We start from the raw sequence: 23178 nt of genomic DNA, 5'->3' as shown, positions 1-23178 counted from the left end.
ACTTAATGTGGTGTGGCTCACAGATGTCGCACCGTCTCGAATTCCGTCAAAGGAGGCAGGGAGTTGGCACACGTCGCGCTGGTATCCCCCGTCCACAGCAAGCGCACGCACCGCGGCCTGCGCTCACAGGCGCTGGCGAAGGTGCTGCGAGTGACGGCCAAGCCGGTCCTGCACGCTTGGAGCTACGCACCGTCCACCATCTGGCCGATGCGGGCTCTGGATCGCCTCGCCGAGCAGTTGCCACCATCGCCGGGCACCAGCATCGAGACGGTTCACCTCGGCCGCTGCAAGGCCGAGTGGATCCACGGCCGCGGGGCACGCGACGACACTGCGGTGCTCTACCTCCACGGCGGTGCACTGATCACCTGCAGCCTGGCCACGCATCGTGGCCTTGTCTCAGACGTGTCCCGCGTATGCGGTGCGCCGGCCCTCAACGTGGACTTCCGGATGATGCCCCAGGTCACCATCGAGGACATGGTCAGCGACTGCCTCGACGGATACCGCTGGCTGCTCGCTCGCGGTTATGACGGCGACCAGATCGTGATCGCGGGAGACTCCGCCGGCGGCTTCCTCGCCTTTCTCACCGCGTTCGTCATCCGCGACGAGGGCCTGCCGCGGCCGGCCGCGCTCACCTGCATGTCACCACTGCTGGATCTCGACTGCACGCGCAAGGCCGCCAGTCCATTCCACGACCGGTGCGATGTCTTCACCGTGCGCGCCTGTGACGGCCTGGCCCGATACACCGCCTCGGTGGACGCCTCACACCAGGTGACGGGCCCACGCGTCTCGCCGATCGACGCCGACCTGCATGACCTGCCGCCGACGCTGATCCAGATCGGCTCCCCCGAGATCCTGCGTCCGGACGCCGAGGAGATGGTGGAGCGACTCGGCCACGCCGGGGTCCCCTGCGAGTTGCAGGTCTGGCGGGGGCAGGTGCATGTCTTTCAGGCGGCAGCCTCCTTCCTGCCCGAGGCACGCAGCGCCCTGCGTGAGCTTGGCGTGTTCGCCCGGCGCAATGTGCGCCATCAGCGCGCCGCCGACTCTCCTGCCGTCGCGGCGACCGACCCGTCGGCGCTTGAGTCCAAACTGGGCTGACACCCCTTCGCGCCAGGGGCGGCGCCATGAACAGGACCGCAGAGCGGGGGCTCCCGGAGTTCGCAGGGCCCTTGCTCTTCCCTGGCAATCGGGCACAATCGGGTCATGAGCGATGCTCGGATCGACCTGAACGCCGATGTTGGTGAGTCGTTCGGCCGTTGGGAGCTTGGCGATGACGGTGCGATGCTCGCGACCGTGACCTCGGCAAATGTCGCCTGCGGGTTCCACGCCGGTGATCCCGCAACCCTCGTGCGCACGTGCGCGACTGCCGCCGAGCGCGATGTGCGTGTCGGCGCCCAGGTTGGATACCGCGACCTGCCCGGGTTCGGGCGGCGATTCATCGATGTCGCCCCGGCCGACCTGTTCGCCGACATCGTCTACCAGATCGGCGCGCTCGACGCGATCGCCCGCAGCCAGGGAAGCCGTGTCACCTACGTCAAGCCGCACGGCGCGCTCTACAACACGGTGGTCACCCACCGTGAGCAGGCCGAGGCGGTGGTCGCCGCAGTGCGCGCGGTCGACCCCGGGCTGCCGCTGCTCGGCCTACCCGGTTCGGTTCTGCTTCAGCACGCTGCATCGCTCGGACAATCCACCGTTGCAGAGGCATTCGCGGACCGCGGATACACCGCAGCCGGCACGCTGGTGCCCCGCCAGGAGGCCGGCGCCCTCCTGAATGACCCAGAAGTTGTCGCTCGACGGGTCGTCCGCCTGGTCACCACGCACACTCTTGAGGCAGTCGACGGCACGCAACTGCACATCGACGCGGACTCCGTCTGCCTGCACGGCGACTCGCCCGGTGCGGTCGCCATGGCCAAGGCCGTACGCAGCGCCCTGACGCTGGCTCACATCGAGGTGGAGGCCTTCACATGACCAGCCGGCGAAGTCCTCACTCGATGCGGATTCGGCCATATGGCGAGTCCGCCGTGCTGGTCGAACTCGAGTCCAGGCACGAGCGTCGGGCCCTGGAGGCATCGTTGCGGGACGCCCCACCGCCACAGGTCGTTGAGCAGGTGCCAGGAGATCGCACGGTTCTCGTGCGCGCCGGCCGACCCGCAGATCTGCTCCCTCTGGTGCGCCGGCTGCAGGAGATCGACCTGACCGACAGCGGCCGAGCGGCCTGGGCCGTCGGCGACCTTCACGAGATCGCCGTGACGTATGACGGCGTGGATCTGGCCGAGGTCGCAGGGCACCTCGGCATCGCGGTCGACGAGGTCGTGTCCCGGCACACCGATCAGGTATGGACCGTGGAATTTGCCGGATTCCTACCGGGTTTCGGCTATCTGACCGGCGCTGACGGCGGGCTCGAGGTGCCCCGGCATCGCTCCCCACGCACCCGTGTCCCCCGCGGATCCGTTGCCCTGGCCGGCAGCTACAGCGGCGTCTATCCCTCGCCGTCACCCGGCGGCTGGCAACTCATCGGCCACACCGACGAGGTGATGTTCGACCCGCTTCGGGATCCAGCCGCAGTGCTGACCCCTGGCGCGCGCATCCGATTTCACCGACAAAGGATCCGGTCATGGCCACGCTTGAGGTGCACGCCGTCGGCCCACTGGCCATGCTCGAGGACAAGGGTCGACCCGGCCTGGCCGCGATCGGCGTACCCCCCTCGGGCGCGGTCGATCGGGTCTCACTGGCACAGGGCAACCGCCTGCTCGGCAACCCGGATAAGGCCGCAGGGATCGAGGTGCTGCTCGGTGGCCTTGCCGTGAGCGTGGACGAGACCATCGTCTTCGTCGTGACCGGCGCCCCGTGTCCCCTCTCGATCGATGGGCGCCCGGTAGGGTTCGGCGCCGCCCTGCCACTGCGCCCCGGGCAGGTGCTGCGGCTCGGGGTGCCGGTTGCTGCGCTGCGCAGCTATCTCGTCGTGCGCGGCGGACTGCTCGCGTCGAGCGACACGCGGCACTTCGGCAGCTCGAGCAGTGACCCGACCTCGGGTCTGGGACCGGCGCCGCTCGCCGCCGGTGACCGGATCGAGGTGGGTGCGGTCGTCGCAGGCAACCCGCGCTACGACCTGGAGGTGCCCCCGGTAGGGAGCTCCGGTGGCGAGCTGGATCTGCATGCCACTCTCGGACCGCGCGATGACTGGTTGACCCCCGAGTCGGTCGAAGTGCTGGGCGCCGCGGCGTGGGAAGTCACCGCCGAAGGGGACCGGGTCGGCGTCCGCCTAGCTGGTCCGGCCCTGAGCAGCGGCGGCCCTGAGCAGCTGCCCAGCGAAGGGATCGTGCGTGGCGCCGTGCAGGTGCCGCCGTCCGGTCAGCCGGTCGTCTTTCTGGCCGATCATCCGACCACCGGGGGTTATCCCGTGGTCGCGGTCATGGACGACGCCGACACCGACCGGCTCGCGCAACTGCGCCCGGGTGAACGCCTGCGACTGCATCTGCGGCGCGCCCGCTGGCTGGAGCACGACCGCACGCGGGCGAGCGCCGGGATGCCGTAGCGAGCCCGAGTCCTACCCGGGCGGATTCGGCGGCACGCCGAGCGTCCGCACCGTCCTGGACTCGTGCGCGCGAGCCGCCAGCTGGTCGTCCGGGGGGTAGGTCACCTCCATGAGCGACAGGCCGTGCGGTGGCATCACCGTGACGGCGGGATGTCGCCGCGCGCCCGTGAGCACCTGCACGGGCCACTGTGCGGGTCTGCGCCCGTCACCCACCGGGACGACCGCGCCGACCAGGGCGCGCACCATGGAGTGGCAGAACGCATCGGCGACCACTGTCCCCTCCACCACCCCGTCGTCCATTCGCCGCCAGGTGTACTCCAGCAGCGTGCGCACGGTGGTGGCGCCGTCGCGCTTCTTGCAGAACGCCGCAAAGTCCTTCAGGCCGACCAGTGTTCGGGCGGCCAGGTTCATCCGCTCGACGTCCAACGCCCGCCGCACGATCACCGTGTCGCGACGCCGCAGCGGATCCGCGAGCGCTGGGTCATCGAGCAGCCGGTAGCGATAGCGGCGTCGCACCGCTGAGAACCGTGCATCGAACCCAGGGGGTGCCACCGCAACCCGATGCACCACGATGTCACGCGGCAGCACTCCGGTCAGTCGAGCGCGCGCCGCCTCGTCGGCAGTGTGGTCGGACCGGCCCGGCAGCGCGGCATACGCCTGGTCGTCCACGTCGACATGGCAGACCGCGCCGTTCGCATGCACCCCGGCGTCGGTGCGGCCGGCGACGGTCACACGGGGCGGCTGGGGCAGCCGCAGGATCGTGCCCAGCCCCTCTGACAGCAGCTGCTCGACCGTGCGCCGGCCGGGCTGGGCTGCCCAACCGGAGAAGTCGGTGCCGTCGTAGGCGAAGTCGATCCGGAGTCGCACAGGAGCACGATAACGCCCGCCGACCAGGCGGCCCGCAGCCACCCGCCCAGCGTCCGTCCCGCGCCCGTGAACCTTACGGTGGTCCTGCCCTGACGGTCACGGACGCGGTGATCCGCGCGCACGAACTAGGACGGTCGTCCAATTGGTCCCCATGCCGGCTGCGGACGTGCCAGGATGCCGGAGTGATCCGCACCACCCACCTGGCCGCCCCCGCACCAGAGGCACGCCGCTCCCGTGCGGCGATCGCCGGAGCATTCCTGGTCCAGGGCATGGTGTTCATCGCGCTGACCACGAAGCTGCCGGCCATCCAGGACAAGTTCGGTCTGTCACCGCTGGCCTTCTCCGGGCTCATGCTGATGCTCGTGCTGTGTGCCGGTGTCGGCTCATTGTCCGCCGAGTGGCTGGCTCCCCGCCGTGGTAGTGCACTCGGCCTGCGCGTCGGCTTCGTGCTGATCGTCATCGCACTGCCGGTGCTCGGCCTCTCTGGCTCGTTGTGGGGGCTGGGCCTGGCGATGGCGGTCTATGGGCTCGGCCTGGGAATGGTCGACGCCGGCACGAACATGCAGGGCGTCGCGCTCGAGCACGACTACGGCCGGCCGATCATGCCGACCTTCCATGGCGCGTGGACCCTCGGCGGAATTCTCGGCACCCTCGTGTCGCTGGCGACCAAGGACCTGTCGCTCGGCGCCAGCGCAACGATTCTCGTCGTGCTGCCGCTGCTGATACTCGGGGCCCCACTGCTGAAGGTCGGTGGGGTCATCGTGCCGATCGGCGACGACGGCGCCCCGGTCCCGTGGCGGCGCATCCTCCTGGTCGGTGCCGCGATCGTGCTCTTCTACATGGTCGACACAGCGACGACAACCTGGGGCCCGACCTACCTGGACAAGACGTTCGGTGCGTCCAACGCGATCGTTGCCGTGGCGACCCTGCCCTACCTGCTGGCGTCCCTTGCCGCGCGCGGCCTCGGTGACGGGCTGACCGCCCGCTTCGGGGCCGCCCCGTTGCTCCGCGGCGGCACGCTCATCGCCGTCGTCGGCCTAGCGACCGTGGTCTTCGCCCCCGCGTGGCCCCTCGTCATGGTCGGCTTCCTCATCCTCGGCACGGGCATTGCCGTGATCGCGCCCCTCAGCTACTCGGCGGCGGCGCTGATCGCCCGCGAGTCGGTGGACAGCGACGACCCCATCGCCGTCCGGGCCAAGGTCGACGCGGTGATTGCGCGCTTCAACCAGTTCAACTATCTCGGCGCAATTCTCGGTTCGGTCATGACCGGCGCCGTCGGCAACGACTCGCTGCGCTACGGCTTTGCGGTGCCGATGATCCTCGTGCTCGGGATCCTGCCACTGGCCAAGCACTTCGGCAACCGCCGGACCCGCTGACCTGCTCGGTCCCCACCGCACCCCCCACACCCGCGGAGTGGAGTACCTATCCGTCCAGTGGAGTACCTATTTCTACGCCACTCGAGCGTTACCTACTCCACACGGCGGGTATGCCGAGGGGCCCGGCGCACATGCACCGGGCCCCTCGTCGGGATGCGACAGGATCAGGCGTCGTTCGAGCCCTGCTCGTCGTCGGACTCGGCGTCCTCGGAGACCTGCTGGGCGGCCTCGCCACCGGCCGGCTCGAAGCCGGCAGCAGCGGCCGCCTCGGCGGTGGTGAACCAGACCTCGGCGACGGTCGAGTCATACCAGCGCGACCCTGCCACGTGGTACTTCATCGAGTCGGCGTTGCCCTTGACGGTGAACTTTTCCGCATCGGGCGACGCGCCACCCTCGAGCGGGGCCGCGGAGTCCGCGCCGTGCCCGCCGTCGGCGGCCTCGGGGGCCTCGGCAGCCGCCGCGGTCTCTTCCTTGACGGCGCGCCTGGTGACGCCCTCCGCCTCGGCGACGGCGGCACGCTTCGGCTTCGCGTTGACCGGCTCGCGCACCAGCTCGATCACGGCCATGGGTGCGTTGTCACCCTTGCGCGGCGCAATCTTGGTGATGCGGGTGTAGCCGCCCGCACGCTCTTGCATGTCGGGGGCGATCTCGGTGAACAGCCGGTGCACCACACCCTTGTCGTGAACGACCGTCAGCACCCGGCGACGGGCGTGCAGGTCGCCACGCTTGGCGAAGGTGACCAGACGCTCGGCGAGCGGACGAAGCCGCTTGGCCTTGGCCTCGGTGGTCGTGATGCGGTCGTGCTCGAACAGCGCCCGGGCCAGGTTGCCCAGGATGAGCCGCTCGTGCGCGGGGCCGCCACCGACGCGGGGGCCCTTGGTTGGGGTAGGCATGCTTTCTCCTTGGTCGAGGGAGCGCTCCCGACAATGTCAGGAGCGCTGCCCTAGGCGGCTCAGTACTGCTCGTCCTCGGCAAAGCCGGCATCGCCGGCCTCGTCCTCGTCGTAACGGTCGGCGATGGCGCTCGCGTCGAACCCGGGTGGGCTGTCCTTGAGCTGCAGGCCCATCTCGACCAGCTTGTCCTTGACCTCATCGATGGACTTGGCACCGAAGTTGCGGATGTCCAGCAGGTCGGCCTCACTGCGCCCGACGAGCTCACCCACGGTGTGAATGCCCTCGCGCTTGAGGCAGTTGTATGAGCGGACGGTCAGGTCCAGGTCCTCGATCGGCAGCGCCATGTCGGCGGCCATTGCGGCGTCGGCCTGCGACGGACCCATGTCGATGCCCTCGGCCTCGACATTGAGCTCACGGGCCAGGCCGAACAGCTCCACCAGGGTCTTGCCGGCGGAGGCCATCGCATCCCGCGGGGCCATCGAGCTCTTGGTCTCGACGTCGACGATCAGCTTGTCGAAGTCGGTGCGCTGCTCGACACGGGTCGCCTCGACCTTGTAGGTCACGGTCAGCACCGGGCTGTAGATGGAGTCGACCGGGATCCGGCCGATCTCATTGTCCGCGGACTTGTTCTGCTGCGACGAGACGTAGCCGCGACCGCGCTCGACGGTCAGCTCCATCTCGATCTTGCCCTTCTCGTTGAGAGTGGCGAGCTGCAGGTCGGAGTTGTGCACCTCGACGCCGGCGGGCGGCGCGATGTCGGCTGCGGTGACCGCACCCGGGCCCTGCTTGCGCAGGTACATCACGACCGGCTCGTCGTGCTCCGAGGAGACCACGAGACGCTTGATGTTCAGGATGATCTCGGTGACGTCTTCCTTGACACCGGGGATCGTGGAGAACTCGTGCTGCACGCCGTCGACCCGGATGCTGGTGACCGAGGCACCGGGGATACTCGACAGCAGGGTGCGACGAAGGGAGTTGCCGAGGGTGTAGCCGAATCCCGGCTCGAGCGGCTCGATGACGAACCGCGAGCGGTAGTCGGAGACCACGTCCTCGCTGAGAATGGGGCGCTGTGCGATAAGCACGGTTACGTTTCCTTCCCACGGGCGTCCGCTATTTGACGCCTCGCGAAGCAGCCGGCCGCATCTGTCGACGTCCGGCGATTTTCAGTTTTTGGTACGGCTCACGAGGTCTCGATACGACCAGCGTGTGTGGTGCGGGCCGGTGAGGGCCCAGACCACCCCAGCCAGGCTGGAAGCCGACCGGCGGGCCGACGACGACCGCGGCCCGTGGCGAGGCGAACTTGCGAGCACCGCCACGGGACGCGCGAGGAGTCGGCCCAAAAGACATCGACGAGAAGAACCGATCCGCGACGAAGGAGCGGATCAGTTCTTGGAGTAGTACTCCACGATGAGCTGCTCGGTGAGGATCGTGTCGATCTGCTCACGGGTCGGCAGCTGGTGGATGAGGATCTGCAGCGTGCCGTCGCTCACGTGCATCCAGGCCGGGGGCTGACGCTCGCCGAAGGTCTCCCGTGCCAGCTGGATGGGGAACTTCTCGCGGGACTTCTCGCGGACCGTGATGATGTCGTACTGCGAGACGCGGTAGGACGGCACGTCGACGCGCTGGCCGTTGACCTCGAAGTGACCGTGGGTCACCATCTGGCGCGAGGCGCGGCGGGTGCGGGCCAGGCCCGCGCGGTAGACCACGCTGTCCAGACGCGACTCGAGGATGGTCAGCAGCTCGGCGCCGGTCTTACCGGACCGGCGGGCGGCCTCCTTGTAGTAGCGGCTGAACTGCTTCTCCATGACGCCGTAGGTGAAGCGAGCCTTCTGCTTCTCCTGCAGCTGGGACAGGTATTCCTTCTCCTGGATCCGGCCACGGCCGTGCTGGCCGGGCGGGAAGGGGCGCATCTCGAAGTTCTTGTCGCCGCCGACCAGGTCGGTCTTCAGGCGACGGGACTTCTTGGTGATGGGGCCGGTGTAACGGGCCATTGTGTCTGTTCTCCTTAGGGCAAGTCGTCAGGCGTCAGCTGCGGCGCTTGGGCTGACGGCAACCGTTGTGCGGCTGGGGCGTGACGTCCTGGATACCGCCGACCTCGAGGCCGGCAGCGGCCAGCGAGCGAATGGCGGTCTCGCGGCCCGAACCCGGACCCTTGACGAAAACATCGACCTTGCGCATACCGTGCTCCATCGCACGACGCGCGGCAGCCTCAGCGGCCATCTGTGCGGCATACGGAGTGGACTTGCGCGAGCCCTTGAAGCCGACCTGGCCGGCCGAGGCCCACGCGATCACCGCCCCATTGGGGTCGGTGATGGACACGATGGTGTTGTTGAACGTACTGCGGATGTAGGCGTGGCCCGCCGCAATATTCTTCTTCTCCTTGCGACGCACCTTCTTGGCGCCCGCAGCCGTCCGGCTCTTGGGAGGCATAGCTGTAACTCCTTGTTGAACTCAGCGAATGAGGTTGTGCAATCCGGCCTGCTCGTCGGATCACCGAGAGTGACCAGCGGTTGCTGGTCAGCGGACTACTTGGCCTTCTTACGGCCTGCGACCGTGCGCTTCGGGCCCTTGCGGGTGCGCGCATTGGTCTTGGTGCGCTGGCCGTGGACGGGCAGTCCTCGGCGGTGGCGCAGACCCTGGTAAGAGCCGATCTCCACCTTGCGGCGAATGTCGGCGGCCACCTCACGGCGAAGGTCACCCTCGAGGCGGAAACTGGCCTCCAGGTGGTCTCGGAGCTGGACCAGCTCCTCCTCGCTGAGGTCACGGACACGGGTGTCCGGGTTGACGCCGGTTGCAGCCAGCGTCTCGTGGGCGCGGGTACGACCCACCCCAAAGATGTACGTAAGGGCGACCTCGACGCGCTTCTCGCGCGGTAGGTCGACACCGATCAGACGTGCCATAGCGGCGAATCTCCTGAATCTTCTCGAAGGTGTGGTGCAGGCACCAGTCCCGTGTCGAGCCGGAGTGGCTCCTGCGGGTCTTCGGCCTTCGAACCGAAGGTGACGTCCTGGTCGCCCAGGGGCCGGGTGCTGCGGATGATGACTATCTGTGCGCCTGTTGGAAGACGCGATTCGTGCTGGTGGAGCGTGCTCAGCCCTGCCGCTGCTTGTGGCGGGCGTTCTCGCAGATCACCATGACCCGACCGTTACGGCGGATCACCTTGCACTTGTCGCAGATCTTCTTGACGCTCGGCTGGACCTTCATCTGCCTACTGTCTTGAAGTCGGGCCCCACCCACTGGGCGGAGCTGATGGGCGGTGTTCTCTTGCGTCAGCGGTGGCGGAAAACGATGCGGCCACGGGTCAGGTCATACGGGCTCAGCTCCACCACGACCCGGTCCTCTGGGAGGATTCGGATGTAGTGCTGCCGCATCTTGCCCGAGATGTGCGCGAGCACCTTGTGACCGTTGGTCAGCTCCACCCGAAACATTGCGTTCGGGAGCGCCTCAACGATCGTGCCCTCGATCTCGATGACACCGTCCTTCTTGGCCATATCCTCCACAACCTGCTGATTCAGCCAAAGTCCTGTTGACTTTCGCCTGGGTTCGGTTCGCCAGATCCCGCGCCGGCACAGACTCATCACCCCGAGTGGGACACCCCAAAATAAAGTGGAGGTCCGACCGGTCTGCGAGGAGTAGATGCTCGGACGTCACAAGACGCTCGTGAACCGAAGCACTAGCCTACCGCCCCGCACCATTGCGCCCAAATCGGGTGCGCCGACCGCCCCGGATCGACAGGTCAGGAGCCGGCGCGATGCCAGGCGAGCCAGGTGGGCCGGCGGGCGCGCCCGGACCCGCCCGGGTCCTCCTCCGCGCACAGCTCAACGAGCTGGGGAAATCTTTCGCGCAGCTCCGACTCGAGCCGAGAGTGCAAGGTGAAGCCGGCCGCCGGACAGTGTGAGCAGGCACCGGACATCCGCACCCGCGCCCGACGGTCCTGGGCAGCGACGATGGCCACCTCGCCCCCGTGCGAGCGGATGTAGTCACCGGCCCCGCCGTTCAGGACGTCTTGGAGCGCGGCGCGCAACATGTCGTCCTCGGTCACCACCTCGACGGACTGCCACCGGTGCGGCTCCTGCAGGGCGCTCGCCAGGGCGTCCCGTACCTGGGCGCCCTCGAGCGCCCAGCTGCGCTCCCCCGGGAGGCCGATGAGGACCGCTCGGGTCTCCACCGTGATCGAGGCAATCCGGCCCGAGGACCACAGGTCACCCAGCGGCGCCGGCACGTCGGCGATCTCGCCCACGACCGGCAGCGTCCCCGCCGGAATGATCCAGCGCATCACCGCGGGGTCGAGCGTGGCCTCCGGGTGCATGGGGACCGGCGCCGGGTTCACGTCAGCGCCCCCACGATGACGTGAGTGAGCAGTGCCATGGTCCAGGCCAGGACGAACATGTAGCCGAAGGCGACGGCCGGCCATCGCCAGCCACCGGTCTCCCTGCGCATGACCCCGATGGTCGACATGCACTGCAGCGCGTAGAGGAAGAAGACCAGCAGGGCGGCGGTGGTTGCCGGGGTGAACAGCTTCTTGCCCTGATGCGGCCCGTCGGTATATGTCATCTGCTGCAGAACCTTCGTGGGCTGATCGGGGTTCTCGGCTGCGGCCACCTGCCCGAGCGTGGCCACGAAGACCTCTCGCGCCGACAGGGATGCCAGCACTCCGATGTTGATCCGCCAGTCGAATCCCAGTGGCTCGAAGGCCGGTTCGACGGCGTGCCCGACGTTGGCCGCGTAGCTGTGGTCGAGCACGTAGGACGTCGCCGCCGCCGGCTTGTCGGCCGGGTTGACGCCGGCCGAGCGCAGCTGTGCGTCACCCCGCATGGGCAGGTTCAGCAGCAGCCACAGCACCACGGTCACCACCAGGATGATCCGCCCGACCTTGCGCAGGAAGCCCCGGCAGGAGTCCCACACCGACAGGGCGATCGACCGCGCACGGGGCAGGCGGTAGGACGGCATCTCCATGTAGAACGGCAGCGCCGGCCCACCGCGGCTGCTGACCGCCTTGAACACCCACGCCGTGGCCATCGCCGAGAGTGCGCCGACGAGGTACAGCGTGAACATGACCACGCCCTGTGCCCCGAACGGCCCCACGCTCGCGTCGGGGTTGACCAGGATGCCGATCAGCAGCACGTAGACCGTCAACCGGGCCGAGCAGGTCATCAGCGGCGCGCTCATCATTGTGGCGAACCGGTCCCTCGCGGACGGCAGTGAGCGCGTCGCCATGATTCCCGGGATGGCGCAGGCCAAGGAGGACAGCAGCGCGACGAAGGCCCGCCCCTCCAGGCCGACCTGTGCCATCAACCGGTCCATCAAGAATGCCGCCCGGGAGAGGTACCCGGTCCCCTCCAGCAGCGAGATCATCAAGAACAGCAGCGCGATCTGCGGCACGAAGGTGAGCACGCTGCCCACCCCACCGATGAGCGCATTGCCGAGGAAGCCGGCAAGCAACGGGTTGGAGACATGATCGGCGACCAGTGTGCCCAGCCAGCTGAATCCGCTCTGCACGCCGTCCTGGAGCGGGGCGGCGACCGTAAAGATGATCTGGAAGAACGCGAACATCGTCGCGAAGAAGACCAGGGTCCCCCAGACGGGATGCAACAGCACTGCGTCGATGCGCTGCGTGCGTCGATCGGCCACGGGCACCGTGTAGCAGGCCCGCAGGGTCAGCGACTTGACCCAGGCGTGCGCGGCCGTGGGCTCCGTCGGGGGCGCGATGACGGGCCGCTGCCAGTCCGCCGAGTCGGCCAGCAGCCGTTGCAGCTGTCCGAGGTCGACGCGAGACCCGCAGGTCACCGAGACCACCGGCACGCCAAGCGCCCGCTGCAGCGCCGGGACGTCGAGGGTGCCGCCGCGTCGGGCCAGCTCATCGGTGAAGGTGAGCACGACACAGACGGGTAGCCCGGTCTGCAGCACCTGGGCCAGCAGACCCAGCGATCGGCCCAGTGTCGTCGCGTCGAGAGTCACCAGGACGGCATCGGGCGTCGTGATGTTGGCGTTGTCCGGGTCGAGCACATCGGCGACGACCTGCTCGTCCGGGCTGATCGGCGCCAGGCTGTAGGTCCCCGGCAGATCCTCGATGACCAGGTCGTGGCCGCCGGCTCGCGCTACACCCTCATACCGTGCAACGGTCACTCCCGGGTAGTTGCCCGTCTTCGTGCGCAACCCGGTCAGGGCGTTGAACAACGTGGTCTTGCCCGAGTTCGGGCTGCCGACCAGCGCCAGCCGGGCCTGGCCGGTGACCGCCGCGGCAACTGTGCTGCGGTGGGCGCTCACGAGAGGCGTCGCACCCGGACGCTCTGCGTCTGCGCCTTGCGCAGGGCAACCTCGTAGCCGGCCACCTGCAAGATCACCGGGTCGCCCATGGGCGCCTTTCGCAGCACACTCACCCGGGCACCGGGCACAAAGCCCAGGTCGAAGAGCCGGCGGGCGGTGCTGTCGCCGAGCGCGAGATCGAGGTCGACGATCTCGGCGGTCATGCCCTTGCGGAGGTCGGCCAGTCGACCCTCTGCGCCCGGTTGACGGGCCGCAGGGGTCACGCGCGCGTGCCGTTCGTGCAAGCGCAGGGTTCCGATCGACATACCCACCTTCCGAACGACTGAGGCAAGCCTCACTACACCAACTTTAGGACAGGCTAACCTCTCACCCCGATCGAACTCAAGGTGGCGACCGGCTCGGTTGTCCTCGACGGAGCAGCGAAGGTCAGTCGAGCGGGCCGAAGGGTAGGCCGGCAGCGGTCAGCCGCTCGCGGCCACCGTCGATTGCGGTCAGCACCCAGAGCCCGTGCTCGGTGGCCGCCACGGTGTGCTCCCAGTGCGCCGCCCGGGCACCGTCGTCCGTGACGACCGTCCAGTCATCAGCCAGCTCATGGGTCTCGTGGGTGCCAAGAGTGACCATGGGCTCGATCGCGACGGTCGCTCCCACCTTGATCTGCGGACCCTTGGGGCGCACCCGCTCATTGAACACGGTGGGCTCCATGTGCATCTCGGCGCCGATGCCGTGACCGGTGTAGCCGTCCACGATGCCGAAGTGCACCGGGGTGCCCGCCCCGCCACGCTCACGCAGGTCCTGCTCGGCAGCCATCAGGGCGTCTTCGATCACGCCACCGATCTGATAAACCCCCGTCCCGGGGCGGAAGGCGCCGATGCCCGCCCACATGGCGTCCCGGGTCGCCGCGGACAGCAGCAGGTCCTGCGGCCGCGCGGCACCGTCACCACCGACCACCGTCGTGAGCGCCGCATCCCCGTGCCAGCCCTGCACGATCGCGCCGCAGTCGATCGACACGAGGTCGCCGTCCTGCAGCACCCGCTCCCCCGGTATGCCGCGCACGACCTCGTCGTTCACGCTGATGCACAACGATCCCGGGAAGCCTGAATACCCGAGGAACGAGGGGGTCGCGCCCTGGTCCCGGATGAAGGTTTCGCCCAGCCGGTCGAGCCGGCCGGTCGTCATACCGTCCCGGATGCCGTCGCGGACCTCCTGCAGGCACCGGCCCACCACCAGTCCCGCACGGCGCATCGCCAGGATCTGATCGGGGGTCTTGAGCTCCAGCCGCTCCTTGCGAGAAAACATCCGACGGTTCAGGCGTCGACGCCGTCAGCCACCTCGTCGAGCGCGGACAGCACGCGCTTGCTGACCTCCTCAACCGTGCCCAGACCGTCGATCTGGTGAACCGCACCGCGGGAGCCGTAGATGTCGGTGAGGGGTGCAGTCTCGCGACGATAGAGCGCCTGACGCTCTCGGATGACATGCTCGGTGTCGTCGCTGCGATCACTGGTCTCGGCGCGGGCCAGCAGTCGCCGCACGAGCTCGTCCTCGGGGACCGCCAGCTCGATCACCGCGTCGATCCGGTGCCCGTCGGCCGCGAGGACGGAGTCCAGCGCCTCCACCTGCGCCGTGGTGCGCGGGTATCCGTCGAGCAGGAACCCGGCAGCGCAGTCCTTCGCGTGCAGCCGGTCGGCAACGATCTTGTTGGTGATGTCGTCGGTGACGTAGCCACCGGCGTCCAGGATGTGCTTCACCTCGAGCCCCAGGGGCGTCTCATCCTTGATGTTCTCCCGAAAGATGTCTCCGGTGGAGATGTGCGGGATCGAGCGGGACGCGGCGATCTGCTCCGCCTGCGTGCCCTTTCCGGCTCCGGGAGGTCCAAGAATGATCAGACGCATGCGAAAACTCCTGCAAGGTCGGGCAGAACGCGGACCCCAGCAGCCAATGCCGGAGGCCCCGCGAAGTATCGAGCGAGGGACGAGCGAGAACTTCGTGGGGTCATTGAAGGAACCCTTCGTAGTGGTGCTGCTGAAGCTTGGAGTCGATCTGCTTGACCGTCTCCAGGCCGACACCAACCAGAATAATGATCGACGCCCCGCCGAACGGGAAGTTGGTGTTGGCCCCCACAATACCGAGTGCGACCAGCGGGATCAGTGCCAGCACCGATAGATAGATCGCGCCGACCACGGTGATGCGGTTCAGGACGTAAGCCAGGTACTGGGCCGTGGCCTTGCCCGCCCGCACTCCGGGGATGAACGATCCGGCCTGCTTCAGGTTGTCCGCGACCTCGTCGGGCTGATAGGTGATCTGCACGTAGAAGAACGTGAAGAACAGCACCAGCACCGTATAGATGAGCATGTAGCTCTTGCTGTCACCCTGCGCCAGGTTGTTCGTCACCCAGATGACCCATCCCGGGGCCGGCTTCCCGTTCTGCGGCTGCATGTACTGCGCCACCATCATCGGCAGTGCGATCAGCGAGGAGGCGAAGATGATCGGGATCACGTTCGCCATGTTGACCTTGAGCGGTATGTAGGTCGACGTACCGCCGTACATCCGCCGGCCGATCATCCGCTTGGCGTACTGCACCGGGATCATCCGGTAGGAGTTCTCGACGAAGACCACCGCAACGATGATCGCCAGGCCGATGGCCAGCACCAGCAAGAAGGTGCCCCAGCCGCGGTCGTGGATGGCCCAGACCGAGCCGGGCACCCGCGCAGCGATCGCCGTAAGGATCAGCAGCGACATGCCGTTGCCGACACCGTGCTCGGTCACCTGCTCGCCCAGCCACATGATCAGTCCGGTGCCCGCCGTCAGCACCAGCACCATGATCGCGACGTGCAGCAGGTCGTTGTTGGGCATCACCGTCGGGCAGGACGACGAGCTGCCACCGATCAGCGTCGACGGGCGGGCACGCACCACGGCAACCAAGGTCGAGGACTGCAGGAGCGCCAGGCCGATCGTCAGATAACGCGTGTACTGCGTCATCTTCGTCTGGCCGGACTGTCCCTCCTTCTTCAGCTCCTCGAACCGTGGAATGACCACGGTGAGCAGCTGCACGATGATGCTCGAGGTGATGTAGGGCATGATCCCCAGCGCGAACACCGACAGCTGCAGCAGTGCGCCGCCGGAGAAGAGGTTCGCCAGCCCGAGCAGGCTCTGGCCCGACCCGGTCGCACCCTTTTGACAGTGCTGCACCAGGGAGTAGGAGATGCCGGGTGTGGGCAGCTGGGAGCCAAGACGGAACAGGGCCATGACCCCGAGAGTGAACAGGATCTTGTTGCGCAGTTCAGGCGTCTTGAAAGCGCGACCGAAGGCGGTTAGCAACTACTCCTCCTGGTGCCACGTGGGCGCGCGGCGAATATGTGCTGGCGGACCGGATCACGGTCACCAGCGGTCGGGCTGAGCCGTATGCCGACCCGACCGGGGCGTCGTGCAGAACTTTACCTGGATGACGTCAGCCCCGGGCGGGTGGGACCCTGTCGGTCCCTCTCGCCCGGGGCGTTTGGTCAAGCAGCCTGGTCGGCGTCCATCACAACACGGTGATGGAACCGCCCGCAGCCTCGATCTTCTCCTTGGCCGTGGCCGAGAACTTGGCCGCGGTCACCTCGACCTTCACGGTCAGCTCACCGGTCCCGAGCACCTTCACCGGCTGGCCCTTGCGAACCGCGCCCCTGGCGACGAGCTCCGACGCGGTCACCTGTCCCCCATCGGGGAACAGCGCCGAGATCTTGTCCAGGTTCACGACCTGGTACTCGATCTTGAACGGGTTCTTGAAGCCCCGCATCTTCGGCAGCCGCATGTGCAGCGGTGTCTGGCCACCCTCGAAGTTCGCCGGCACCTGGTAACGCGCCTTCGTACCCTTGGTGCCCCGGCCCGCAGTCTTACCCTTGGAGCCCTCGCCGCGACCCACACGGGTCTTGGCGGTCTTGGCTCCGGGGGCCGGACGCAGGTGGTGCACCTTGAGTGCGTGCTCCCGCTTCTCGCTCATCAGTCAACCTCCTCAACGGTCACCAGGTGGGCAACCGCGCGGACCATACCCCGGAACTCCGGGCGGTCCTCCTTCACGACGGTGTGGCCGATGCGCTTGAGCCCGAGCGAACGCAAGGTCTCACGGTGCTGCGGCTTGCCACCGATGTCTGAACGGATCTGCGTGACTTTCAGGGACATCACGCACCTGCCTTCTCGGCTGCGCCCTCGGCCATCGCCCGCTGCATCTGGATCGGTGCAACGCGGTCCAGCGGAAGGCCACGGCGTGCTGCCACGGCCTCGGGACGCTCGAGGCCCTTGAGGGCCGCGACCGCCGCGTGAACGACGTTGATCGAGTTGCTCGAGCCGAGCGACTTGGACAGGATGTCGCGGATACCCGCGCACTCCAGCACGGCGCGCACCGAACCACCGGCGATCACACCGGTACCGGGGCTTGCCGGACGCATCAGCACGACGCCCGCGGCGGCCTCACCCTGCACCGGGTGCGGGATGGTGCCCTGGATCATCGGAACGCGGAAGAAGTTCTTCTTCGCCTCCTCGACGCCCTTGGCGATGGCCGACGGCACTTCCTTGGCCTTGCCGTACCCGACGCCGACGGTGCCGTCACCGTCGCCGACGACCACGAGCGCCGTGAAGCTGAATCGACGCCCACCCTGGACGACCTTGGAGACACGATTGATCGCGACGACGCGCTCCAGATACTGGTTGCGGTCGTCACCACCACGACGGTTGTCGCGGCCACCGCGACCGCCGGAGCGGCCGCCGGAGCGGCCGTCGTTCGACTTGTTGTCGTTGCTGGTGCCGCTGGCCTGGCCAGCGGCGCCACGACGCTGGGGTCCAGGCATCAGTGGTTCCTCATCTTCTCGGGAATGTTCATCTCGACCGGGGTCATCACAGGGTCAGGCCACCCTCGCGGGCACCGTCGGCGATGGCCGCGACGCGACCTGCATACCGGTTGCCACCGCGGTCGAAGACCACGGTGTCCACGCCGGCCGCCTTTGCGCGAGCAGCGACGAGCTCGCCGACCTTCTGGGCCTTCGCCGTCTTGTCGCCGTCCAGGGCCCGCAGGTCCGCTTCCATCGTGGAGGCCGAGGCCACCGTCTTGCCGACGGTGTCATCGATCACCTGGACGAAGACGTGGCGGGCCGAACGGTTGACGACCAGACGCGGCCGCTGCGTCGTGCCCGACACCCGCTTACGCAGGCGCAGGTGGCGACGGCCTCGTGCGGCGGACTTGCCCTTCGCGCGCTTAATGATCTTTGCCATGGCTTACTTACCAGCCTTTCCGACCTTGCGGCGGATGTGCTCACCCTCGTAGCGCACGCCCTTGGCCTTGTACGGGTCGGGACGACGCAGCTTGCGGATGTTGGCCGAGACCTCTCCGACCTGCTGCTTGTCGATGCCCGAGACCGAGAAGTGGGTCGGGTTCTCTACCGCGAACGAGATGCCTTCGGGCGCCTTGATCAGGATCGAGTGGCTATAGCCCAGAGCGAACTCCAGGTCCGAGCCCTTCGCGGTCACGCGGTAACCGGTGCCGTGGATCTCCAGCTTCTTGGTGTAGCCCTCGGTGACACCGATGACCATGTTGTTGATGAGTGTGCGGGTCAGGCCGTGCCGACTGCGCGCCTCACGGTCGTCGGAGGGGCGAGACACCGCAATGGTGTCATTCTCGCTCCGGGCGACGGCAATGGGCGACGGAACCGTCAGCGACAGCTCACCCTTCGGTCCCTTGACCGCAACGGACTGGCCGTCGATCGTGACATCGACACCGCTGGGCACAGGAACCGGAAGACGTCCGATACGTGACATCGTGGATCTCCTTACTTGTTCCTGGTCACCAGATGAAGGCGAGGACTTCCCCGCCAACACCCTTGTCGGCCGCCTGCCGGTCAGTCAGCAGGCCGGACGAAGTGGACAAAATTGCCACGCCAAGGCCACCGAGCACCCTGGGCAGGTTGGTCGACTTGGCGTAGACCCGCAGTCCCGGCTTCGAGATCCGGCGCACACCCGCAATGGAGCGCTCCCGGTTCGGGCCGTACTTCAGGTCGACGGTCAGCTTCTTGCCGACCTCCGCCTCCTCCACGTGAAAGCCACCGATGTAGCCCTCCGCCTGGAGGATCTCTGCGATATGAGACTTGAGCTTCGAGTACGGCATTGACGTTGAGTCGTGGTGCGCCGAGTTGGCGTTCCGTACTCGCGTCAGCATGTCCGCAATCGGGTCGGTCATGGTCATTGGGCTTGCCTGCTCCCTCACCGGGGTTTCAGTTCACGGTCTCGTGGACCGACCTACGGTGTAGTTAGTGTGAGATTTCGATTCGGTGAGTTCCTCGACTCGGGCCCTCGCGAAGTATTCGAGCGAGCCACGAGCGGAGAACTTCGTGGGGTATCTACCAGCTGCTCTTGGTGACACCGGGCAACTCGCCCCGGTGCGCCATCTCCCGCAGGCAGATACGGCACAGGCCGAACTTGCGGTAGACCGAGTGCGGGCGGCCACAGCGCTGGCAGCGCGTGTAGCCACGCACCGCAAACTTGGGCTTGCGGTTGGCCTTGTTGATCAGTGCGGTCTTAGCCACGGTCAGTTCTCCTTGAACGGGAAGCCGAGGTGGCGCAGCAGTGCGCGGCCCTCGTCGTCGTTGCTCGCGGTGGTGACGACCGTGATGTCCATACCGCGGACGCGGTCGATCTTGTCCTGATCGATCTCATAGAACATCGACTGCTCCGTGAGACCGAACGTGTAGTTGCCGTGCCCATCGAACTGCTTGGGCGACAGGCCCCGGAAGTCGCGGATCCGCGGCAGCGCCACGGACACCAGGCGGTCCAGGAACTCCCACATGCGGTCGCCGCGCAGCGTCGTGTGCGCACCGATCGGCATACCCTCGCGCAGCTTGAACTGGGCGATGGCCTTGCGGGCCCGGGTCGTTGCGGGCTTCTGACCGGTGATGGCCGCCAGGTCGCGGATCGCGCCCTCGATCAGTTTCGAGTCACGCGCCGCATCACCGACGCCCATGTTCACGACGACCTTGGTCACCGACGGCACCTGCATCACATTGCCGAAGGCGAACTCGGACTGCAGAGCAGCCTTGATCTCCTCCTGGTAACGCGACTTCAGGCGGGGTGCGGTTGCGGTGGTCTGCGTTGTCATCACAGGTCCTTCCCGGAACGGGCGGACACACGGGTCCGGACGGTCTTGGAGCGGCCGTCGCGGTCGACGGTCTCGGTGCGGATCCTGATCCGGGTCGGCTTGCCGTCCTCCGGATCGACAACGGCCACGTTGCTGACGTGGATCGGTGCCTCAGTGACCTCGATACCGCCGGAGCCACCGCCGGGCTGACCGGCCCGCACGTGCTTGGTGATCCGGTTGATGCCCTCGACCAGCACCCGCTGGTTCTCGGGAAACACCGCAATAACCTTGCCCTGCTTGCCCTTGTCGCCGCCGTTCTGCTGCGAGCGGCCGCTGATGACCTGCACCAGGTCGTTCTTCTTGATCTTCATCTTCGGACTCTTCGTTGCCATGGGTCAGAGCACCTCCGGAGCAAGCGAGATGATCTTCATGAAGCGCTTCTCGCGCAGCTCACGGCCCACCGGGCCGAAGATGCGGGTGCCACGTGGGTCACCGTCGCTCTTGAGGATCACGGCCGCGTTCTCATCGAAACGGATGTAGCTGCCGTCAGCGCGACGCCTCTCCTTGCGGGTGCGGACGATGACGGCCTTGACGACGTCGCCCTTCTTGACGTTGCCACCCGGAATGGCGTCCTTGACGGTCGCCACAATGGTGTCACCGATGCCGGCGTAGCGACGGCCCGAGCCGCCGAGCACACGGATGCAAAGGATCTCCTTGGCACCGGTGTTGTCGGCGACACGAAGTCGCGACTCCTGCTGGATCACAGTTCTTCTCCTGTCTCACTGGTTCTCAGGCCAGAGCCCAAGCCTTGCGGAACTCTTACCCCGCGAGGTCCTCGCTCGTCCCTCGCTCGGCATTTCGCGGGGACCCCAAGGGGATGATGGTCGAATTGCGGTACTCGTGACGGAAGTCACTTCATACCGGTTGGTCTACTTGGCGCGCTCGACGATCTCCACCAGGCGCCAGCGCTTGCGCGCGGACAGCGGGCGGGTCTCCATCAGTCGGACGAGGTCGCCGATACCGGCCGAGTTCTCCTCGTCATGAGCCTGGACCTTGCTGGTGCGACGCATGACCTTGCCGTAGAGCGCGTGCTTGACGTGGTCCTCGACCTCGACCACGACGGTCTTGTCCATCTTGTCGCTGACGACATAGCCGCGCAGCGTCTTGCGATGGTTGCGGTCGATGGCGTTCTGGTCCACTGCGTGCTCCGTCTTGCTGTCGTTCATGGTCAGCCCACCTTCTTCTCGTCGGTGGACCCGGCGCGGCCGATACCCAGCTCGCGCTCGCGCATCTCCGTGTAGAGGCGCGCGATGTCCTTGCGCACGGCGCGCAGACGCGAGTTGTTCTCGAGCTGGCCGGTCGCCGACTGGAAACGCAGGTTGAACAGCTCCTGCTTCGCCTTCGTCACCTCGGCCGCGAGTGCGTCGTTGTCGAGCTCACGCAGCTGCTGTGGCATCAGGTCCTTGGAACCAGTAGCCATCAGAAGTCACCACCTTCACGCGCGATGAAGCGGCACTTCATCGGCAGCTTGTGCATCGCCAGGCGCAGGGCCTCGCGTGCAACTTCTTCGGAGACACCCGACAGCTCGAACATGACCCGGCCGGGCTTGACGTTGGCGATCCACCACTCGGGTGAGCCCTTACCGGAGCCCATCCGGGTCTCTGCCGGCTTCTTGGTCAGCGGGCGGTCCGGGTAGATGTTGATCCAGACCTTCCCGCCACGCTTCATGTAGCGGGTCATCGCGATACGAGCGGCCTCGATCTGGCGGTTCGTGACGTAGGCCGGCTCCAGAGCCTGGATGCCGAAGTCACCGAACGCCACCGTGTTGCCGCCCTTGGACATACCACCGCGCTTCGGGTGGTGCTGCTTGCGGTGCTTGACGCGACGAGGAATCAACATCAGGCGTTACCTCCCTGCGCGCTGCTCTCGGCCGCGGCCGGTGCTTGCTCAGCGGGCGCCGCGGTTGCCGGAGCGGCGGTGCTCTCGGCATCGCGCGGGGCGGCGTCACGACGGCCACGGGGGGCCCCACGGTCGCCACCTCGGCCACCACCGCGCTCGTCACGACGGCCTCGCGCGGGGCGCGACGGTGCAGCAGCCTGCTCGCGGGCAAGCTCCTTCGCCGTCAGGTCGCCCTTGTAGATCCAGACCTTTACGCCGATGCGGCCGAAGGTCGTGCGAGCCTCGTAGAAGCCGTAGTCGATGTTGGCGCGCAGCGTGTGCAGCGGCACCCGACCCTCGCGATAGAAGTCGGTGCGGCTCATCTCGGCGCCGCCCAGACGACCGGACACCATGACCCGAATACCCTTGGCACCGGCTCGGTTCGCAGACTGCATACCCTTGCGCATCGCGCGCCGGTAGGACACTCGAGCGGAGAGCTGCTCGGCAATGCCCTGCGCAACCAACTGAGCGTCCGCCTCGGGGTTCTTGACCTCGAGGATGTTCAGCTGCACCTGCTTGGCAGTGAGCTTCTCGAGTTCTCCGCGCAGCCGGTCGGCCTCGGCGCCACGGCGACCGATGACGATTCCCGGACGTGCGGTGTGGATGTCCACCCGCACCCGATCCCGGGTCCGCTCGATCTCGACACGGCTGATGCCGGCGCGCTCCATGCCCGTGGACATGAGCTTGCGGATCGCAACGTCTTCCTTGACGTAGTCGCGGTATCGCTGACCGGGCTTGCTGCTGTCAGCGAACCAGCGACTCTTGTGCTCGGTCGTGATGCCGAGACGGAAACCATTCGGGTTGACCTTCTGACCCATCAGCGGCCACCGTCCTTTCGCTCCGGCTGTGTCACATGAACGGTGATGTGGCTCGTGCGCTTCAGAATCTGGCTCGCACGGCCCTGCGCCCGTGGGCGGAAACGCTTCATTGTCGGGCCTTCGTCGACGAAGGCCTCGTTGATCCGCAGCGTGCGCTCGTCGAACGCCACGCCCAGCTTGTCGGCCCGCACACGAGCGTTGGCAATGGCGCTGTTCAGCACCTTCAGCACCGGCTCGCTCGCACTCTGCGGCGCGAACGTGAGCAGGGAGATCGCCTCGGCGGCCTGCTTGCCGCGGATCAAGTCCACGACACGGCGAGCCTTCTGCGGCGTCACGCGGACATACCGCGCCTGCGCCTTGGCTTCCATCGCTGTCCCTTCAACTGTCT

General features: G+C 67.2%; 33 protein-coding genes and 1 pseudogene. 5 read left to right on the top strand and 29 right to left on the bottom strand.

Features of this window, described 5'->3' with window-relative positions:
- Positions 1-63 precede the first annotated feature (63 nt).
- The 4 genes and pseudogenes from FGL98_RS06535 (at position 64) to FGL98_RS06520 (ending at position 3532) form a co-directional block, all read left to right on the top strand.
- Positions 64-1095, top strand: a complete 1032-nt coding sequence (locus FGL98_RS06535) for an alpha/beta hydrolase (RefSeq protein ID WP_146315920.1) — start codon at positions 64-66, stop codon at positions 1093-1095.
- Between the two features lie 105 nt (positions 1096-1200).
- Positions 1201-1965 carry a LamB/YcsF family protein gene (locus tag FGL98_RS06530; RefSeq protein ID WP_146315919.1) on the top strand — a complete coding sequence of 255 codons (765 nt, stop codon included), beginning with the start codon at positions 1201-1203 and terminating at the stop codon, positions 1963-1965.
- Positions 1962-2507: pseudogene (locus FGL98_RS06525) on the top strand (5-oxoprolinase subunit B family protein); the annotation flags it as partial. The gene FGL98_RS06530 and the pseudogene FGL98_RS06525, both read left to right, overlap by 4 nt.
- A gap of 104 nt (positions 2508-2611) precedes the next feature.
- Positions 2612-3532, top strand: coding sequence for a 5-oxoprolinase subunit C family protein (locus FGL98_RS06520; protein ID WP_146315918.1), 921 nt, complete (start codon positions 2612-2614; stop codon positions 3530-3532).
- A 12-nt stretch (positions 3533-3544) separates the two neighbouring features.
- Here FGL98_RS06520 and truA read toward each other — a convergent pair whose 3' ends face one another.
- Positions 3545-4399: a tRNA pseudouridine(38-40) synthase TruA gene (gene truA, locus FGL98_RS06515; RefSeq protein ID WP_146315917.1), complete on the bottom strand. Its 855-nt coding sequence runs from the start codon at positions 4397-4399 to the stop codon at positions 3545-3547.
- A 182-nt stretch (positions 4400-4581) separates the two neighbouring features.
- Between truA and FGL98_RS06510 the strand changes: the two genes are divergently transcribed.
- Positions 4582-5775, top strand: a complete 1194-nt coding sequence (locus FGL98_RS06510) for an MFS transporter (protein ID WP_246136402.1) — start codon at positions 4582-4584, stop codon at positions 5773-5775.
- A gap of 164 nt (positions 5776-5939) precedes the next feature.
- Here FGL98_RS06510 and rplQ read toward each other — a convergent pair whose 3' ends face one another.
- The 28 genes from rplQ to rplV all read right to left on the bottom strand — a co-directional run bounded on the left by rplQ (position 5940) and on the right by rplV (position 23158).
- Positions 5940-6668 (bottom strand): 50S ribosomal protein L17, sunset domain variant, encoded by a 729-nt coding sequence (rplQ, locus tag FGL98_RS06505; protein ID WP_146315916.1) that lies wholly within the window; start codon positions 6666-6668, stop codon positions 5940-5942.
- A 59-nt stretch (positions 6669-6727) separates the two neighbouring features.
- On the bottom strand, positions 6728-7750 hold the full coding sequence (locus FGL98_RS06500; RefSeq protein WP_146315915.1) for a DNA-directed RNA polymerase subunit alpha: 1023 nt from the start codon (positions 7748-7750) through the stop codon (positions 6728-6730).
- Between the two features lie 300 nt (positions 7751-8050).
- Positions 8051-8659 (bottom strand): 30S ribosomal protein S4, encoded by a 609-nt coding sequence (rpsD, locus tag FGL98_RS06495; protein WP_146315914.1) that lies wholly within the window; start codon positions 8657-8659, stop codon positions 8051-8053.
- A gap of 34 nt (positions 8660-8693) precedes the next feature.
- The gene (gene rpsK, locus FGL98_RS06490; protein ID WP_146315913.1) at positions 8694-9098 is read right to left on the bottom strand and encodes a 30S ribosomal protein S11; all 405 of its coding nucleotides are present in this window, start codon (positions 9096-9098) and stop codon (positions 8694-8696) included.
- A gap of 95 nt (positions 9099-9193) precedes the next feature.
- Entirely contained in the window at positions 9194-9568 is a 375-nt protein-coding gene (rpsM, locus tag FGL98_RS06485) for a 30S ribosomal protein S13 (RefSeq protein WP_146315912.1), read from the bottom strand.
- A 190-nt stretch (positions 9569-9758) separates the two neighbouring features.
- On the bottom strand, positions 9759-9872 hold the full coding sequence (rpmJ, locus tag FGL98_RS06480; protein ID WP_019286332.1) for a 50S ribosomal protein L36: 114 nt from the start codon (positions 9870-9872) through the stop codon (positions 9759-9761).
- A gap of 65 nt (positions 9873-9937) precedes the next feature.
- A complete protein-coding gene (gene infA / locus FGL98_RS06475) occupies positions 9938-10159 on the bottom strand; it encodes a translation initiation factor IF-1 (protein ID WP_146315911.1) in 222 nt (73 codons plus the stop codon).
- A gap of 245 nt (positions 10160-10404) precedes the next feature.
- On the bottom strand, positions 10405-10998 hold the full coding sequence (locus tag FGL98_RS06470; protein WP_146315910.1) for a NifU family protein: 594 nt from the start codon (positions 10996-10998) through the stop codon (positions 10405-10407).
- A complete protein-coding gene (gene feoB, locus FGL98_RS06465) occupies positions 10995-12935 on the bottom strand; it encodes a ferrous iron transporter B (RefSeq protein ID WP_146315909.1) in 1941 nt (646 codons plus the stop codon). Before feoB ends, FGL98_RS06470 begins: the two co-directional genes overlap by 4 nt.
- Positions 12932-13240, bottom strand: a complete 309-nt coding sequence (locus FGL98_RS06460; RefSeq protein WP_146315908.1) for a FeoA family protein — start codon at positions 13238-13240, stop codon at positions 12932-12934. The genes feoB and FGL98_RS06460 overlap by 4 nt, the downstream gene beginning before the upstream one ends.
- Positions 13241-13361: 121 nt before the next feature.
- Positions 13362-14231: a type I methionyl aminopeptidase gene (gene map, locus FGL98_RS06455; RefSeq protein WP_146315907.1), complete on the bottom strand. Its 870-nt coding sequence runs from the start codon at positions 14229-14231 to the stop codon at positions 13362-13364.
- An 8-nt stretch (positions 14232-14239) separates the two neighbouring features.
- Complete coding sequence (locus FGL98_RS06450; RefSeq protein ID WP_146315906.1) at positions 14240-14824, bottom strand: adenylate kinase; 585 nt, start codon at positions 14822-14824, stop codon at positions 14240-14242.
- Positions 14825-14924: 100 nt separating this feature from the next.
- Entirely contained in the window at positions 14925-16250 is a 1326-nt protein-coding gene (secY, locus tag FGL98_RS06445; protein WP_146315905.1) for a preprotein translocase subunit SecY, read from the bottom strand.
- A 205-nt stretch (positions 16251-16455) separates the two neighbouring features.
- Complete coding sequence (gene rplO / locus FGL98_RS06440) at positions 16456-16914, bottom strand: 50S ribosomal protein L15 (RefSeq protein ID WP_146315904.1); 459 nt, start codon at positions 16912-16914, stop codon at positions 16456-16458.
- A complete protein-coding gene (gene rpmD, locus FGL98_RS06435) occupies positions 16914-17096 on the bottom strand; it encodes a 50S ribosomal protein L30 (RefSeq protein WP_146315903.1) in 183 nt (60 codons plus the stop codon). Before rpmD ends, rplO begins: the two co-directional genes overlap by 1 nt.
- The gene (rpsE, locus tag FGL98_RS06430) at positions 17093-17758 is read right to left on the bottom strand and encodes a 30S ribosomal protein S5 (protein WP_146315902.1); all 666 of its coding nucleotides are present in this window, start codon (positions 17756-17758) and stop codon (positions 17093-17095) included. The genes rpmD and rpsE overlap by 4 nt, the downstream gene beginning before the upstream one ends.
- A 46-nt stretch (positions 17759-17804) precedes the next feature.
- Complete coding sequence (gene rplR / locus FGL98_RS06425; protein WP_146315901.1) at positions 17805-18179, bottom strand: 50S ribosomal protein L18; 375 nt, start codon at positions 18177-18179, stop codon at positions 17805-17807.
- 3 nt (positions 18180-18182) lie between these two features.
- On the bottom strand, positions 18183-18722 hold the full coding sequence (rplF, locus tag FGL98_RS06420; RefSeq protein WP_146315900.1) for a 50S ribosomal protein L6: 540 nt from the start codon (positions 18720-18722) through the stop codon (positions 18183-18185).
- Between the two features lie 25 nt (positions 18723-18747).
- Positions 18748-19146 (bottom strand): 30S ribosomal protein S8, encoded by a 399-nt coding sequence (rpsH, locus tag FGL98_RS06415; RefSeq protein ID WP_146315899.1) that lies wholly within the window; start codon positions 19144-19146, stop codon positions 18748-18750.
- A 154-nt stretch (positions 19147-19300) separates the two neighbouring features.
- The gene (locus FGL98_RS06410) at positions 19301-19486 is read right to left on the bottom strand and encodes a type Z 30S ribosomal protein S14 (RefSeq protein WP_146315898.1); all 186 of its coding nucleotides are present in this window, start codon (positions 19484-19486) and stop codon (positions 19301-19303) included.
- A 2-nt stretch (positions 19487-19488) separates the two neighbouring features.
- Entirely contained in the window at positions 19489-20055 is a 567-nt protein-coding gene (gene rplE, locus FGL98_RS06405; RefSeq protein ID WP_146315897.1) for a 50S ribosomal protein L5, read from the bottom strand.
- The gene (gene rplX / locus FGL98_RS06400) at positions 20055-20426 is read right to left on the bottom strand and encodes a 50S ribosomal protein L24 (RefSeq protein WP_146315896.1); all 372 of its coding nucleotides are present in this window, start codon (positions 20424-20426) and stop codon (positions 20055-20057) included. Before rplX ends, rplE begins: the two co-directional genes overlap by 1 nt.
- A 3-nt stretch (positions 20427-20429) precedes the next feature.
- Positions 20430-20798 carry a 50S ribosomal protein L14 gene (gene rplN / locus FGL98_RS06395; RefSeq protein WP_146315895.1) on the bottom strand — a complete coding sequence of 123 codons (369 nt, stop codon included), beginning with the start codon at positions 20796-20798 and terminating at the stop codon, positions 20430-20432.
- 165 nt (positions 20799-20963) lie between these two features.
- On the bottom strand, positions 20964-21260 hold the full coding sequence (rpsQ, locus tag FGL98_RS06390) for a 30S ribosomal protein S17 (RefSeq protein ID WP_146315894.1): 297 nt from the start codon (positions 21258-21260) through the stop codon (positions 20964-20966).
- Positions 21261-21262: 2 nt separating this feature from the next.
- Positions 21263-21514, bottom strand: coding sequence for a 50S ribosomal protein L29 (gene rpmC / locus FGL98_RS06385; protein WP_281289155.1), 252 nt, complete (start codon positions 21512-21514; stop codon positions 21263-21265).
- Positions 21514-21933: a 50S ribosomal protein L16 gene (rplP, locus tag FGL98_RS06380; RefSeq protein WP_146315893.1), complete on the bottom strand. Its 420-nt coding sequence runs from the start codon at positions 21931-21933 to the stop codon at positions 21514-21516. Before rplP ends, rpmC begins: the two co-directional genes overlap by 1 nt.
- Positions 21933-22790, bottom strand: coding sequence for a 30S ribosomal protein S3 (gene rpsC / locus FGL98_RS06375; RefSeq protein ID WP_146315892.1), 858 nt, complete (start codon positions 22788-22790; stop codon positions 21933-21935). The genes rplP and rpsC overlap by 1 nt, the downstream gene beginning before the upstream one ends.
- The gene (gene rplV / locus FGL98_RS06370; RefSeq protein ID WP_146315891.1) at positions 22790-23158 is read right to left on the bottom strand and encodes a 50S ribosomal protein L22; all 369 of its coding nucleotides are present in this window, start codon (positions 23156-23158) and stop codon (positions 22790-22792) included. The genes rpsC and rplV overlap by 1 nt, the downstream gene beginning before the upstream one ends.
- Positions 23159-23178: the final 20 nt, after the last annotated feature.

The organism is Leekyejoonella antrihumi, assembly GCF_007845645.1.
In the GTDB taxonomy this organism is placed as follows: Bacteria; Actinomycetota; Actinomycetes; order Actinomycetales; family Dermatophilaceae; genus Leekyejoonella; species Leekyejoonella antrihumi.
This window is presented reverse-complemented; position numbering and strand designations above follow the sequence as displayed.

Excerpts from the sequence above, each read along its gene's own strand:
- FGL98_RS06530 (WP_146315919.1), top strand. The coding sequence starts at position 1,201 with ATGAGCGATGCTCGGATCGACCTGAACGCCGATGTTGGTGAGTCGTTC.
- FGL98_RS06520 (WP_146315918.1), top strand. The coding sequence starts at position 2,612 with ATGGCCACGCTTGAGGTGCACGCCGTCGGCCCACTGGCCATGCTCGAG.
- rplQ (WP_146315916.1), bottom strand. The coding sequence starts at position 6,668 with ATGCCTACCCCAACCAAGGGCCCCCGCGTCGGTGGCGGCCCCGCGCAC.
- rpsD (WP_146315914.1), bottom strand. The coding sequence starts at position 8,659 with ATGGCCCGTTACACCGGCCCCATCACCAAGAAGTCCCGTCGCCTGAAG.
- rpsK (WP_146315913.1), bottom strand. The coding sequence starts at position 9,098 with ATGCCTCCCAAGAGCCGGACGGCTGCGGGCGCCAAGAAGGTGCGTCGC.
- rpsM (WP_146315912.1), bottom strand. The coding sequence starts at position 9,568 with ATGGCACGTCTGATCGGTGTCGACCTACCGCGCGAGAAGCGCGTCGAG.
- rpmJ (WP_019286332.1), bottom strand. The coding sequence starts at position 9,872 with ATGAAGGTCCAGCCGAGCGTCAAGAAGATCTGCGACAAGTGCAAGGTG.
- infA (WP_146315911.1), bottom strand. The coding sequence starts at position 10,159 with ATGGCCAAGAAGGACGGTGTCATCGAGATCGAGGGCACGATCGTTGAG.
- FGL98_RS06460 (WP_146315908.1), bottom strand. The coding sequence starts at position 13,240 with ATGTCGATCGGAACCCTGCGCTTGCACGAACGGCACGCGCGCGTGACC.
- map (WP_146315907.1), bottom strand. The coding sequence starts at position 14,231 with ATGTTTTCTCGCAAGGAGCGGCTGGAGCTCAAGACCCCCGATCAGATC.
- FGL98_RS06450 (WP_146315906.1), bottom strand. The coding sequence starts at position 14,824 with ATGCGTCTGATCATTCTTGGACCTCCCGGAGCCGGAAAGGGCACGCAG.
- rplO (WP_146315904.1), bottom strand. The coding sequence starts at position 16,914 with ATGAGCGAGAAGCGGGAGCACGCACTCAAGGTGCACCACCTGCGTCCG.
- rpsE (WP_146315902.1), bottom strand. The coding sequence starts at position 17,758 with ATGCCTGGACCCCAGCGTCGTGGCGCCGCTGGCCAGGCCAGCGGCACC.
- rplR (WP_146315901.1), bottom strand. The coding sequence starts at position 18,179 with ATGGCAAAGATCATTAAGCGCGCGAAGGGCAAGTCCGCCGCACGAGGC.
- rplF (WP_146315900.1), bottom strand. The coding sequence starts at position 18,722 with ATGTCACGTATCGGACGTCTTCCGGTTCCTGTGCCCAGCGGTGTCGAT.
- rpsH (WP_146315899.1), bottom strand. The coding sequence starts at position 19,146 with ATGACCATGACCGACCCGATTGCGGACATGCTGACGCGAGTACGGAAC.
- rplE (WP_146315897.1), bottom strand. The coding sequence starts at position 20,055 with ATGACAACGCAGACCACCGCAACCGCACCCCGCCTGAAGTCGCGTTAC.
- rplX (WP_146315896.1), bottom strand. The coding sequence starts at position 20,426 with ATGGCAACGAAGAGTCCGAAGATGAAGATCAAGAAGAACGACCTGGTG.
- rpsQ (WP_146315894.1), bottom strand. The coding sequence starts at position 21,260 with ATGAACGACAGCAAGACGGAGCACGCAGTGGACCAGAACGCCATCGAC.
- rpmC (WP_281289155.1), bottom strand. The coding sequence starts at position 21,514 with ATGGCTACTGGTTCCAAGGACCTGATGCCACAGCAGCTGCGTGAGCTC.
- rplP (WP_146315893.1), bottom strand. The coding sequence starts at position 21,933 with ATGTTGATTCCTCGTCGCGTCAAGCACCGCAAGCAGCACCACCCGAAG.
- rpsC (WP_146315892.1), bottom strand. The coding sequence starts at position 22,790 with ATGGGTCAGAAGGTCAACCCGAATGGTTTCCGTCTCGGCATCACGACC.
- rplV (WP_146315891.1), bottom strand. The coding sequence starts at position 23,158 with ATGGAAGCCAAGGCGCAGGCGCGGTATGTCCGCGTGACGCCGCAGAAG.